A 13576-nucleotide genomic window follows, 5' to 3' on the forward strand; every position below is an offset into this window, starting at 1 on the left:
AAGAATAGAAGAGCGATCAGAGATGGTCGCTCTTTTTTATTTCAAGCACATAGGCTCGTCCGCGCTCTGTCGTGATCCTTAGGTTGCTGTTTTCCTCCACTAAAGGCCGTAGCCTTCGGATCAAGGTGTTTAAGGTCTCGTCGGCGTTGATCTTTCCCGGCCATAAGCTCTCGCAGATATCCGAACGGTTCAAGATATGCGTAGGCGACAGGAAAAACATCTCCATCAAGGCATATTGCTGAGGGGTGAGTTTTAGTTTCTCCTCATTCTCTTTATAGAAGGAGGCGGTCTCACGGGAAAGGTTCAAATTACCGAAAGAGATGGTCTTTTCCGTATGGATGGATTGAGGCATTATCAACTCCTTTCTATAGCGTTTGAGCAATAGGGGCAGGGTAGCGGATAAAAAGGCAAGCCCGAGGAATAGGCCGGGCAAAGATTTGTCCGATAGCCCGATAACCGCAACGGTGGAGCAATTGGCGTACCCTTGGAATGAGATCCCGATATGATCCGTGGTAGCATTGGGGTTGTTCGCTAAGGATGATGCCCAGATAATCGTATCGCTGGCGATATAATATTCGTTGAGTTTCTTGTTGGCATTAGCGGAGGCGTTTTCGGTTTGAGTATCCTTATTGAGCACGTGGATCACGATTCCTGTTTTCTTCTTGTCGGGCGTATAGCTCAATGCCTCGGAAAAGTCCTTGTTATAACTCTCTATGGATACCGGATTGCCGAAAAGCTTGGATAGATTCGTATAGGTACGTATAGAATCTTGGCTCATCCATAGGTGGGAATTTTGCAAGATGGTTTGTTGCAACGCTTGGTTCAAGTCTGCTACGATGGCTTTCTTGGCTTCCGTATAACTATGGAAGCCGAAGCTGAACGAGAGGATCAGCATTAAGAAGGTACCCAAAACGGATAGGTTGGCCGATAGTCGTGTATTCATCTTTCGTTCGATTAGAATTAACATAAAAAGAACGTTCGAAGGTACTAAATATTATAGGAGGAAAATACCCTTTTCGATAGGATTCGGGATGAAATAGGCATAAATCCGGTTAAATGACCGGATGTCATGGAAATGTCAGTAAAATGTCAGCTACTTATCCGGCAATTATTTACGTTGTCGTTGTCTGTAGCCTCTACTTTTGCCCGAAAACAAATCAAAGAGAATACGGATATGAAAAGATTTCTGATGATGATGGCCTTGATCGGTCTTGTGGGGAACTGGAACTCGATGTTGACCGCCCAGCTTGTCTCTCCCGATTCATTGTATTTAAACGAGGACTTGCCCGAGATAAACATTGTTGCCGTGAAACCCTTGATAAAGGCGGAGGCGGATAAGACTACTTACAGCGTCGCCGAGGACCCGGATTCCCGAACCTATACCCTGCTGGAGATGTTGCGGAAAGTCCCTTTAGTGACCGTGGATGGCGAGGATAACGTGAAGGTGAACGGACAATCCAGTTTTAAGATTTATATGAACGGGCGTCCTTCGAATATGTTCTCCAATAATCCCAAGGAGGTCTTGCGTAGTATCCCCGCCAGTATGATCAAGAAAGTGGAGGTGATAACGGATCCCGGTGCCCGTTACGATGCGGAGGGCGTCAGCGGAATCTTGAATATCGTGACGAAAGGAGCGGAGTTCGAGGGATATAACGCAAGTGTAAACACTACGGTGATGAACTTGTTTAAGAGTGTCGGTGGTTTCGCTACGCTGAAATACGGCCGGTTATCGCTTTCCGGAAATTATACGTTTAGCCAACAGTCATCCGAGAGCGAGTCGGATTATCTCCGTACCCAGTCGGGAGACGGTGGGAAGCTCCGGGTGCTCTCGGACGTGGATGTGAAATATCCGGCCCATTATGGAAGTCTGGAAGGCAGTTTCGAGATCGATACACTGAATTTAATCTCCTTGTCCGGAAACTTGAATATCGGGAACAGTAACTCTGTTTGGAATAGCCATTATAGCAGACTTGATAAAGAGGGGGAAGAAATCTATGCTTATAACGAGGATATGAGTAAGAAGAATGAATGGGGTAGTGCCTCCTTAAAAGCGGATTATCAACGCTTATTCAAACGGAATAAGGAAGAGATGCTAACACTTTCCTATCAATACGATTATATCCCGAACGATAACTATAGCGTGTTTCATGATAAGGACAAGGTGGGGAATGTCTCGTTACCTCAACTGGAGGCCGATTATACCCGGCAAATCAGTAAGGCCCGTACTCATGAGCATACGGCCCAGCTTGATTATGTGAATCCTTTTACAAGTACGCATTCCATCGAGGGCGGTTTGAAGCTGATTCGGCGTAACAGTACGAGCCACGCTACCTCGGAGGTAAAGGAGTTGGATGAGAGTGTCTGGTTACCCGCAGATTTACAACCTTTGGTGGAATATCGGCATGTGCAAAATATATGCTCCGCTTATGCGGGGTATGGATTTAAGTATGGAAAATGGAGCTTGAACCCCGGCATTCGTATGGAACATACTTGGCAGGACGTGACTTATAAACAAGGTGAGGGCGAGAATTTTGATTATCGTGTAACGGATTGGGTGCCTTCTTGGACCTCCGCTTTTCGCTTGGATGACCGGAATTTGTTTCGCTTGGCTTACAACCTACGTTTACGCCGCCCGAATATCAGCTATTTGAATCCTACGGTGTTCGTGTCAGGGACCTCTATCTCGTATGGAAATCCGGGATTGGTATCGGAGAGACATCATCGTCTTTCGGCGTCGTACAGCTATTACGGCACGAAATTGAATGTGCAGGCTTCCGTGCTCTGTACCTTGGGAAAAGGGGTGATTGATGAGTATCTGTTCATTGACTCGGCAAATGTGGTGAATGGTACGTATGATAATCTCGTGGACGTGAAAGGAGCGGGAGGAAACCTTTATCTAAGCTATAATCCTTCGCTCCGGACAAGCGTTTCGCTGAACGGTATGTTGCATTATCTGGACTTGCGGGCGCGGGAGGGGAATGAGGTTTACGATACGGATGTGCGTAATTCCGGCTTTTGCGGCTCTGCTTTTGTCGATTTCTCGCAGAAGTTTAAGTACGGGTGGCGTTTTGTCCTGTCGGGTGGATACGTGAGTTCCGAGCCGAATGTGGGGATGGACTCATACGGCTTTTATTTTTACGGCTTGAGTGTGGTAAAGAGCTTCTTGAATGATAAGTTGATTTGTACGCTCCGGGCGCAGGATTTTCTGGGAGATCATAAGACGATACAGATCAACGAGCGATATCCGGACTTTCATATCCGGCAGACCGAGCGTATGTTTAGCCGTGGTTTCGGCATCGCTATCAGCTACCGGATCGGTGATTTAAAAGCGAGCGTGAAAAAAGCGGAGAGGAGCATAAGGAATGATGATTTGTTGGACGCTAAATAAGGAATATGGTGTGCCATGACCCACAATATGGCACACCACCTACGGTATCATAGCTCATCCAGCCATTTCTTTCCGGGCTTGGTGTAAAGCCAAGCGATAAATAAACCTGTAATAACCCCTACTACTAAGAATAGAGCACTTAATGGATTTAGTATCATGTTATTCTTATTTTAAAATTTTATTTCCTAACCAAGCTAATGAATAGGTGGTACTAAGACCGATTATGATCATAGCCCAACAACTCTTATCAAAAACATTCTCTTGCAAAAGGAGTATTTCTCCCAATACGATAGCGGCGAAAACTAGCTTTGCCAAGTCAAAAAAGAACTTCCCTAACGTCTCCCTTCGGACCTTGTCCCGTTCTTTCCTCACTATCTGTTGTCTCTCCCAATTTCCCATTCTCCCATAGTCTCTTGTTTTAGTTAATATTACAAATCGTATACGGGCAAATGTAGATATTATTGGCGACCCTTCCAACTTTTTTATGTGGAATCGCTTATTTTCCCTAATTTTGTATCCCTAAAACGGATGAATGTGGAAGAATATTTGAATCAACTGAATGAGAGCCAGCGGGAAGCGGTGGTTTATAATGAGGGGCCATCCTTGGTCGTGGCCGGGGCAGGTTCCGGAAAGACAAGGGTACTAACCTATAAGATCGCTTATTTATTGCAATTAGGATTGCCTCCCTATAGTATTTTGGCACTGACCTTTACCAATAAAGCGGCCCGGGAGATGAAAGAGCGTATCGCGGCCATCACCAGTGAGCAAACGGCCCGTCGACTATGGATGGGAACATTCCATTCCATCTTCTCCCGTATCCTCAGGAACGAGGCAGAACATATCGGCTATCCTTCCAATTTCACGATTTACGATACCGCCGATTCCAAGAGCCTACTGAAATCTATCATCAAGGAAATGCAATTGGATGATAAGGTGTACCGTCTCGGAATGGTGCAGAGCCGGATCTCCAACGCGAAGAACTCCTTGATCACCTATACGGCCTATGAGCAAAATAAAGAACTCGTGGAAAGCGATATGAACGCCAAGGTCCCCTTGCTTCGGGAAATCTACAAACGTTATCAGAACCGTTGCCTGCAAGCGGGAGCGATGGATTTCGACGACCTGTTGCTGCAAACCAATATCCTGTTTCGGGATCATCCAGCCGTCTTGGAGAAATATCGGAACTTCTTTCGGTACGTGCTGGTGGACGAGTATCAGGATACGAACTTCGCCCAACACTTGATCGTGCAACGGCTTTGCGAGGGGCACGGACATATCTGCGTGGTAGGCGACGACGCCCAGAGTATCTATTCCTTCCGGGGCGCTAATATAGATAACATCCTGCAATTCAAGAATATTTATACCGGTTGCCGTATCTTCAAGCTGGAACGGAATTACCGCTCTACCCAGAATATCGTGAACGCCGCCAATAGCTTGATCGACAAGAATACACGCCAGATACCCAAGACGGTCTATTCCGAGAAAGAGGAGGGTAGCAAGGTGAGTGTCTTCACCTCGTACTCCGATTATGAGGAGGGCTATGCCGTAGCCGCCAAGATCAACGAGATGCACGGGATATTGGGGAAGTTCTCGTACGCTGATTTCGCTATCTTGTATCGTACCAACGTCCAGTCCCGTATCTTGGAAGAGGCGTTGCGAAAGCGAGGCATCCCTTATAAGATCTACGGCGGCTTGTCTTTTTACCAGCGGAAAGAGATCAAGGACGTGATCTCTTATTTTCGCCTGATCGTGAATCCGCACGATGAGGAAGCCCTGAAGCGAATCATTAATTATCCTACCCGGGGGATCGGGGATACGACGGTAGGTAAGCTCGTGGGTGCCGCTACCGAGTACGGGGTAAGTCTCTGGACCGTGCTTCAAGCCCCCTTAGAATATTCGTTGCCGATAAATAGTGGTACGGCAAAGAAATTGAGCGACTTCCGTAGTTTGATTGAAGCTTTCATTGAAGAGAATAAAAGCCTCTCGGCAGAGGATTTAGCTACCTTGGTGGTGAAGCGTAGCGGTATCGTTTCCGACTTGTTTCAAGACCGTTCCGTAGAGGGAGTGAGCAAGCAAGAGAACTTGCAGGAGCTGCTGAAGGGTATCGCCGAGTTTTGTGAGATCCGACGTGAGGAGGGTATGGAGAAAGTCGCTATGTCCGACTTCTTGGCGGAGGTAGCCTTACTCACCGATCAAGATAACGACAAAGAGGAAAACACCGATAAGGTCACGATGATGACCGTGCATGCCGCCAAGGGCTTGGAGTTCACGAATGTTTTCGTGGTAGGCTTGGAGGAAGACCTGTTCCCTTCGGCTCTATCGAAAGATAACCCGAGAGCGGTAGAGGAGGAGCGGCGTTTGTTCTACGTGGCGATTACTCGTGCGGAGCAGAATTGTATATTGAGCTATGCCAAGAGCCGCTATCGGAATGGGAAGACGGATATGTGTACGCCTAGCCGTTTCTTGAAGGATATAGACGTGAAGTATCTGGATATGCCTTCGAATGCCGGTGCCTCCGATCCGTTTGCCTCGGCACGGGAACGCTACGGGCGCCCGGCTTTTGCCTCACCTTTCCGGCAACCAAGGGCGGTTGAGGATGATTTCGTGTCGCCCGTGAAGCAAGCGGCTCAGCGTCAAGGGCAACTTACGAAGTTGAAAAATACGATGGAATCGTCTTTTTCGGCTGCTCCGGCTCCGGATTTATCGGGTTTACACGTTGGTTCCAAGGTGCGCCATGATCGTTTTGGGGAAGGGGAGATTGTCTCGATAGAAGGAGAGGGTGGTAACGCAAAGGCTACGGTCGCTTTCGATCATTTCGGGCAAAAGCAGTTGCTTTTGAAGTTCGCTAAGCTTACGGTCTTAGGTTAAGAAATTTGTTCGGATCGGGGTTGATTTTCTTTCGGATTGGGTTGTTTTTTCATCCGAAAGGATTCCCCTTTTTGTTCGAAAAAGAGAGACGTTTGGTGTCGAAATTCTTAAATTGTTGATTATCAGGATTTGTTCCGTTTTTCTGAATGCATTAGTGGTATCTTCTCGTCTTGTGCGCTTGTGTGAGTGAGAGCTTGGAGAAAAAATCTTTTGCATTTTTAGAGGAATGGTGATTATTCATTTCTTTCGTTAACCTATTGACAAAGCAACTCTTTTTGCGTATATTTGCACGTTATTCACTGAAAATATAGAAATCTGAATGATAGACATCAACAAGATACCTTCGCCTTGCTATGTGATGGAGGAGAAATTACTAAGAAATAACTTGTCCTTGATCAAGAGCGTAAAAGAACGTGCGGGAGTGAATATCATATTGGCTTTTAAGGCTTTCGCTTTATGGAAAGCGTTCCCGATCGTACGTGAGTATATCCCTTTTTCGACAGCGAGTTCTAAATTTGAGGCACAGTTGGCCTTTGAAGAGATGGGAAGTCCGGCGCATACTTATTCCCCGGCTTATACGGAGGCAGATTTCCCGTTGATCTTGAGATATAGCAGTCACGTCACGTTCAACTCGCTCTCTCAGTTCCATCGTTTTTATCCGATGGTGCAAGCAGATGGTAGCCGGGTGTCTTGTGGATTGAGGATCAATCCGGAATTCTCGGACGTGGAGACGGATTTATATAATCCCTGTGCCCCGGGTTCCCGAATGGGGGTGATCAGCGATTTGCTGGGCGATACATTGCCGGAGGGTATCGAGGGGTTGCATTTCCATACGTTATGTGAGTCTACCTCCTATGATTTGGAGCGGACATTGGTCGAGGTGGAGAGGCGTTTCGGCCGTTTCCTGCCTCACATCAAGTGGTTGAATATGGGAGGTGGTCATCTGATGACCCGTAAGGGTTACGACGTGGAGCACTTGGTCGCTTTATTAAAAGGCTTTAAGGCGAAATATCCGAATTTGGAGTTGATCATGGAGCCGGGTAGCGCTTTTGCGTGGCAGACCGGGTTCTTGCTGACGACCGTGGTGGATATCGTAGAAAACCATGGTATCCAAACGGCGATTATCGATGCATCGTTCACCTGCCATATGCCGGATTGCTTGGAGATGCCTTATAAGCCGGTTATCCGTTTCGCTACGGATGCCGTGGAGGGGAAACCTACCTACCGGATCGGGGGAAATAGTTGTTTGAGTGGTGATTATATGGGAGATTGGTCGTTCGATAAACCTTTGGAGATCGGTGATAAGCTGATTTTCGAGGATATGATCCACTACACGATCGTGAAGACGAACATGTTCAACGGTATCCCGCATCCTTCCTTGGCTCTTTGGAGCAAGGACGACCGGCTGGTGATGTACCGTACGTTCGGCTATGAGGATTATAAGAACAGGATGGATTAAAAACAGAAACAAAATAGATATGGGTATTTTTAGCTTTTTCAGTAAAGAAAAAAAGGAAACCTTGGATAAGGGTCTGTCGAAGACGAAAGAGAGTGTTTTCTCCAAGATTACCAAGGCGATCGCCGGTAAGAGCAAGGTGGACGACGATGTGTTGGACAATTTGGAGGAAGTGTTGATCACCTCGGATGTCGGCGTGGATACCACGTTGAAGATCATTGATCGTATCGAGAAGCGCGTTGCCCGTGACAAGTATATCACCACCCAGGAGCTGACCACTTTATTGCGTGATGAAATCGCTAGTTTGCTGACAGAGAATAATACGGAGGATGCCGAGGGATTCACGCTTCCGGAGGGTAAGAAGCCTTATGTGATCATGGTTGTAGGCGTGAACGGAGTCGGAAAGACAACAACGATCGGTAAGCTGGCCTACCAATTCAAGAAAGCCGGCAAGAAAGTCTATCTGGGGGCCGCCGATACGTTCCGTGCCGCCGCCGTGGAGCAGTTGGTGATCTGGAGCGAGCGGGTAGGCGTGCCTATCGTGAAGCAGAATATGGGATCGGACCCTGCTTCCGTGGCCTTCGATACGTTGAGTTCCGCTAAGGCGAATGATGCGGATGTGGTGATTATCGATACCGCCGGACGTTTGCATAATAAGATCAACCTGATGAACGAGCTAACCAAAATCAAGAACGTGATGAAGAAAGTGATTCCGGATGCTCCCCATGAGATTTTGCTGGTCTTGGATGGCTCTACCGGACAGAATGCTTTTGAGCAGGCGAAACAATTTACCGCCGCCACCGAGGTGAATGCCTTGGCCGTGACCAAGCTGGACGGTACTGCCAAAGGAGGTGTCGTGATCGGTATCTCCGACCATTTCCGTATTCCGGTGAAATATATCGGACTCGGTGAGGGAATGGAGGATTTACAGGTATTCCGCAAACGAGAGTTTGTCAATTCGTTATTTGGGGAATGAGAAAAAACAAAGTAGATATAATCACGCTGGGTTGTTCGAAAAACCTGGTGGATTCAGAGCAACTTATGCGCCAATTCGTTGCCAATGGTTATACGGTGGAACATGATCCCCATAAGATCAATGGGGAGATCGTGGTCGTAAACACCTGTGGTTTCATTGGTGATGCCCAAGAAGAATCTATCAATATGATCCTTGAGTTGGGCGAACAAAAACAGAAAGGACGGATCGGGAAACTTTTCGTGATGGGATGCTTGTCGGAGCGTTTCTTGAAAGATTTGGAGAAGGAACTTCCCGAGGTGGATCGTTTTTACGGGAAATTCAATTGGAAAGAGTTGATCTCCGATCTGGGCAAATCGTATCATCAAGAGCTGGCTACGGAGCGTGTGCTCACCACCCCGAGGCATTATGCTTATGTGAAGATCGGGGAGGGATGTAACCGTACTTGCTCGTATTGTTCGATCCCGATCATCACCGGGGCTTATCAATCCCGTCCGATGGAAGAGATCGCGGACGAGGTCCGTGGCTTGGTAGCGCAGGGCGTGAAGGAATTCCAGATGATCGCCCAAGACCTGACGTTTTATGGCCTCGACCGCTATAAACGAATGGCCTTGCCGGAACTGGTGGAACGGGTATCCGATATCCCAGGCGTGGAGTGGATACGTTTGCATTACGGGTATCCGTCTCATTTTCCCTATGACTTGTTGCCGGTGATGCGTGAACGTGATAACGTTTGCAAGTATATGGACATCGCCTTGCAACATATCAGTGACCCGATGTTGAAGATGATGCGCCGCAATATCACGAAAGCCGAGACGTATGAGCTGCTGGAACGTATGCGCCGGGAAGTTCCCGGTATCCATTTGCGTACGACCTTGATGGTAGGGCATCCCGGTGAGACGGAACAGGATTTCGAGGAGTTGATCCGGTTCGTGAAAGACATCCGCTTCGAGCGCATGGGAGCTTTTGCCTATAGCCACGAGGAAGGAACGTACGCTTATAAGCATTATAAAGACGAGATTCCGCAAGAGGTGAAGCAAGACCGGCTGGATTACTTGATGCGTGTGCAAGAAAGTATTTCCGCGGACGTGAACGCCTCGAAAGTCGGGCAGGCCTTTCGAGTGATCATAGATCGAGAGGAGGAAGATTTCTATGTGGGGCGTACTCAATTCGATTCTCCCGAGGTTGATCCGGAAATATTGATTTCTAAGGAAACTATCCTGCATCCGGGCCATTTTTACCAAGTAAAGGTCATTGACGCACAAGCGTTTGATCTTTATGGCAAAGTGTTGAATTGATGTAAAAACTGTCAATATATTTGTCGGTTAACAAAAAAATGACTAATATAGCAGCACCAACTGTTATGGAATCAGATATGAAAAATAAGGAACTTATAACGGAATTGGCGAATCGTATGGGTTGGACTTCCAAGGAAGTTTCCGATATGCTTTCTGCGTTCAGTTCCATCGTGAGTTCGAGATTAGTGGATAACGATACGATCTATCTACAAGGATTCGGCCAGTTCGAGGTGAAAAAGAAAGCGGAACGTATTTCCGTGAATCCGGCGAACGGGAAGCGATATTTGGTTCCTCCTAAATTAGTTCCTATATTTAAACCGGGAGCGACCGTGAAGAATCGTTTAAAAGAATTGAGTGATAATGAATAATCGGCTAAATATACAAGATTTAGCCGGTTTGTTATCGGAGCGTACCGGCAAAGATAGAGGAGAAGTTGAGCGTTTCCTGAAAGATTTTATCCGGATAGTATCGGAAGGGGTTTATACGGATAAGATCGTAAAAGTGAAAGGTCTAGGAACTTTCAAGATCATCCTTGTGGAAAAACGGGAGAGCATCCACGTGAATACTGGTGAGCGCTTTCTTATTCCTGCGCATTATAAATTCTCTTATCTTCCGGATAAAGACCTGAGAGAACAGGTGAATAAGCCTTTTTCTATCTTTGAGACAACCGAGATCAGCGAGAGTGTAGACTTCTCGGACTTGGATGAATCCGTGGAGGAGAAAGAAACAGAAGATGAGTCGGTGGAGGAAGTGATGCCGGATAAGGAAATCCCTTTGAAGGAAGTTGTACCGGAAGAGGAACCTGATCCGGTTGTTGAGCCAGAACCTGAACAGATACAAGAGCCAAAACCTGAACAGATACAGAAGCTGGAACCGGAATTAAAGTCAGTTCCCGAACCGGAGTTGAAACCTATTGCGGAGCCTTCTCCCATGCGAAAGAAACCGGAAGAGCGTATCCGGAGGAAACCGGAGGAGAAAGGTGTGCTTATGATGATTGTCTTTTTGGTAATCGTAATTTCGGTATTCTTTTATCTGGGAAGAAATAATTGGAAACCAGAACCTTCCGGAGAGGAAATGATAACGGAATTCAAGGATACCATTCAAGAATTACCACAGATGCTTGAACCGGATTCGGTAGTGAAGGAGCCTTTATATACAGAACCTGTGCCTTCTGTGAAACCGGATCCTAAGCCATTAGCTCAGGTGAAGATCAAGCATGGTGACCGCCTTACTGTAATCGCCTTGAAATATTATGGTAATAAATTATTCTGGGTGTATATTTATCAACATAATAAAGCTGTTATAAAAGATCCGAATAATGTTCCGATCGGAACCTTGATCGAGATACCCGCTCCGGAATTGTATGGTATTGATGCCAAGAGCCGTGAGTCGCGACAGAAATCCGCCGCCCTACAAGCGGAGATTCTTTCCGGAGAGTAAAAGAAATCCCCCCCTTTTTAAAATAAAATAAAACAAAACGAGGGAATGTTAGTTAGTATTATTTAACTGCAAAAGTGAAGGATACGAATTTAACATTTCTAATTTTGTGCATCCTAAAAAATCAACGTAAAATTGGGACGATATAGTAACAACATAATAGAATAAATCTTATGAGTCAGACAGTAGACATTCGTGAGTTGAATGAGCGAATTGAAAGTAAAAGCTCGTTTGTGAACATGATTACAATGGGTATGGACAAAGTAATCGTCGGACAAAAGCATTTGGTTGAATCTTTATTGATAGGTTTGCTTTCGGACGGACATATCTTGTTGGAAGGTGTGCCGGGTTTGGCTAAGACACTTGCCATTAAAACATTGTCATCGTTGATAGACGCTAAATACAGTCGAATCCAGTTCACCCCAGACTTACTGCCGGCCGATGTGATCGGTACAATGATTTATAGTCAGAAAAGCGAAGAATTTCAGGTAAAGCAGGGTCCTATCTTCGCTAATTTTGTATTAGCGGATGAGATTAACCGTGCCCCGGCGAAAGTGCAAAGTGCCTTGTTGGAGGCCATGCAGGAGCGCCAGGTCACGATTAGTGAGCATACCTACAAATTACCGAAGCCTTTCTTGGTGATGGCTACCCAGAACCCGATAGAGCAGGAGGGTACATATCCGCTGCCAGAGGCGCAGGTAGACCGTTTCATGTTGAAAGTGATTATCAACTACCCGAAAAAAGAAGAGGAAAAATTAATCATACGTCAGAATATATCCGGAGAGCGTGCGGAGATCAAGCCTATTTTGACAAAAGACGAGATTCTTGATGCCCGTAACGTGGTTCGTGAGGTCTATTTGGATGAGAAAATCGAGCGTTACATCGTGGATATTGTCTTCGCTACCCGTTTCCCCGCAGAGGCAGGGTTGCCTAACTTGGCGAACATGATCTCTTTTGGAGCCTCTCCCCGGGCGTCTATTAACTTGGCGTTGGCAGCCCGTGCGTATGCTTTTATCAAGCGCAGGGGCTATGTGATCCCAGAGGATATTCGTGCGATATGCCACGATGTGATGCGCCATCGTATCGGCTTGAGTTACGAGGCCGAGGCGAACAACTTGACTTCCGAGGAGGTAATCAGCGAGATCTTGAATAAGGTAGAAGTACCTTGATAATTGAAAATTAAGAATTGAAAATTGGAAATTAATCGAAAGAGACAAACCTATTTTCAATTCTCAACCATCAATTACCAACAACAAATTTTCCATTTTCAATTACCAATTACCAAGTGGAGACAAGTGAATTATTAAAGAAGGTTCGTCGTATCGAGATAAAGACCCGTGGTCTTTCCCGTAATATCTTCGCCGGCCAGTATCATTCGGCTTTCAAGGGCCGTGGTATGGCGTTCAGCGAGGTAAGGGAATATCAGTATGGCGACGATATCCGGGACATCGACTGGAACGTGACCGCCCGCTACGTCCGCCCTTACGTCAAAGTGTTTGAGGAGGAGCGTGAGTTGACGGTGATGCTTCTGATCGACGTGTCTGGTAGCCGTGACTTTGGCTCCGTCAACGTCATGAAGAAGGAGGTGATCACCGAGATCGCCGCTACCTTGGCATTCTCGGCAATACAGAACAACGATAAGATCGGCGTGGTGTTCTTCTCGGACAAGATCGAGAAGTTTATCCCGCCTCAGAAAGGCAAAAAACATATCTTATACATCATCCGGGAACTGATTGATTTCCATCCCGAGGAGACGAGGACGGATATCAGCCAAGTATTGAAGTACTTGACCAACGCCATCAAGAAGCGTTGCACGGCTTTCCTGATCTCCGATTTTATCGACAAGGAAGGGTTCAAGGATGCGCTTACAGTGGCCAACCGCAAACACGACATGGTAGCCATTCAGGTGTACGACCGTCGTGAGACCGAGCTTCCCGCCGTTGGATTGATGAAGATCAAGGATGCGGAGACCGGGAAGGAGCAATGGATAGACAGTTCCTCTTCCCGTGTGCGTGCGGCGTATAAGGAATGGTGGGAGAAGCGGCAGGCCAAGATGAGCGACACGTTCAAGAAATGCCGTGTAGACTCCGTCTCTATCCGTACCGAGGATGATTATGTGAAAGCATTGATTGCTCTTTTTGACAAACGTAATTAAA

10 protein-coding genes are annotated in these 13576 nt (G+C 46.7%); 9 read left to right on the top strand and 1 reads right to left on the bottom strand.

All coding sequences use genetic code 11. The features are described 5' to 3' along the window. Positions 1-16: 16 nt before the first annotated feature. Positions 17-943 carry a helix-turn-helix domain-containing protein gene (locus Q0110_RS08065; protein WP_297905486.1) on the bottom strand — a complete coding sequence of 309 codons (927 nt, stop codon included), beginning with the start codon at positions 941-943 and terminating at the stop codon, positions 17-19. Between the two features lie 231 nt (positions 944-1174). Between Q0110_RS08065 and Q0110_RS08070 the strand changes: the two genes are divergently transcribed. The 9 genes from Q0110_RS08070 (at position 1175) to Q0110_RS08110 (ending at position 13575) form a co-directional block, all read left to right on the top strand. Then, positions 1175-3388, top strand: a complete 2214-nt coding sequence (locus tag Q0110_RS08070) for an outer membrane beta-barrel family protein (RefSeq protein WP_366139657.1) — start codon at positions 1175-1177, stop codon at positions 3386-3388. A gap of 528 nt (positions 3389-3916) precedes the next feature. Beyond that, positions 3917-6256 (top strand): UvrD-helicase domain-containing protein, encoded by a 2340-nt coding sequence (locus Q0110_RS08075; protein ID WP_297905492.1) that lies wholly within the window; start codon positions 3917-3919, stop codon positions 6254-6256. Positions 6257-6575: 319 nt separating this feature from the next. Beyond that, on the top strand, positions 6576-7715 hold the full coding sequence (gene nspC / locus Q0110_RS08080; protein WP_297905495.1) for a carboxynorspermidine decarboxylase: 1140 nt from the start codon (positions 6576-6578) through the stop codon (positions 7713-7715). 19 nt (positions 7716-7734) lie between these two features. Further along, complete coding sequence (gene ftsY / locus Q0110_RS08085) at positions 7735-8688, top strand: signal recognition particle-docking protein FtsY (protein ID WP_297905498.1); 954 nt, start codon at positions 7735-7737, stop codon at positions 8686-8688. Then, positions 8685-9983 (top strand): 30S ribosomal protein S12 methylthiotransferase RimO, encoded by a 1299-nt coding sequence (gene rimO / locus Q0110_RS08090; RefSeq protein ID WP_297905501.1) that lies wholly within the window; start codon positions 8685-8687, stop codon positions 9981-9983. Before ftsY ends, rimO begins: the two co-directional genes overlap by 4 nt. A gap of 77 nt (positions 9984-10060) precedes the next feature. Further along, the gene (locus Q0110_RS08095) at positions 10061-10351 is read left to right on the top strand and encodes an HU family DNA-binding protein (RefSeq protein WP_297905503.1); all 291 of its coding nucleotides are present in this window, start codon (positions 10061-10063) and stop codon (positions 10349-10351) included. Beyond that, entirely contained in the window at positions 10344-11423 is a 1080-nt protein-coding gene (locus tag Q0110_RS08100; RefSeq protein ID WP_297905506.1) for an HU family DNA-binding protein, read from the top strand. The genes Q0110_RS08095 and Q0110_RS08100 overlap by 8 nt, the downstream gene beginning before the upstream one ends. A gap of 170 nt (positions 11424-11593) precedes the next feature. Continuing rightward, on the top strand, positions 11594-12589 hold the full coding sequence (locus tag Q0110_RS08105; RefSeq protein ID WP_297905509.1) for an AAA family ATPase: 996 nt from the start codon (positions 11594-11596) through the stop codon (positions 12587-12589). A gap of 116 nt (positions 12590-12705) precedes the next feature. Further along, positions 12706-13575, top strand: coding sequence for a DUF58 domain-containing protein (locus tag Q0110_RS08110; protein ID WP_297905512.1), 870 nt, complete (start codon positions 12706-12708; stop codon positions 13573-13575). The last annotated feature ends 1 nt before the right edge of the window (position 13576 follow it).

It is taken from the genome of uncultured Parabacteroides sp. (genome assembly GCF_947855115.1).
Taxonomy (GTDB): domain Bacteria; phylum Bacteroidota; class Bacteroidia; order Bacteroidales; family Tannerellaceae; genus Parabacteroides.

Coding starts and splice junctions, on each gene's coding strand:
- Q0110_RS08065 (WP_297905486.1), bottom strand. CDS start 943: ATGAATACACGACTATCGGCCAACCTATCCGTTTTGGGTACCTTCTTA.
- Q0110_RS08070 (WP_366139657.1), top strand. CDS start 1,175: ATGAAAAGATTTCTGATGATGATGGCCTTGATCGGTCTTGTGGGGAAC.
- Q0110_RS08075 (WP_297905492.1), top strand. CDS start 3,917: ATGAATGTGGAAGAATATTTGAATCAACTGAATGAGAGCCAGCGGGAA.
- nspC (WP_297905495.1), top strand. CDS start 6,576: ATGATAGACATCAACAAGATACCTTCGCCTTGCTATGTGATGGAGGAG.
- ftsY (WP_297905498.1), top strand. CDS start 7,735: ATGGGTATTTTTAGCTTTTTCAGTAAAGAAAAAAAGGAAACCTTGGAT.
- rimO (WP_297905501.1), top strand. CDS start 8,685: ATGAGAAAAAACAAAGTAGATATAATCACGCTGGGTTGTTCGAAAAAC.
- Q0110_RS08095 (WP_297905503.1), top strand. CDS start 10,061: ATGAAAAATAAGGAACTTATAACGGAATTGGCGAATCGTATGGGTTGG.
- Q0110_RS08100 (WP_297905506.1), top strand. CDS start 10,344: ATGAATAATCGGCTAAATATACAAGATTTAGCCGGTTTGTTATCGGAG.
- Q0110_RS08105 (WP_297905509.1), top strand. CDS start 11,594: ATGAGTCAGACAGTAGACATTCGTGAGTTGAATGAGCGAATTGAAAGT.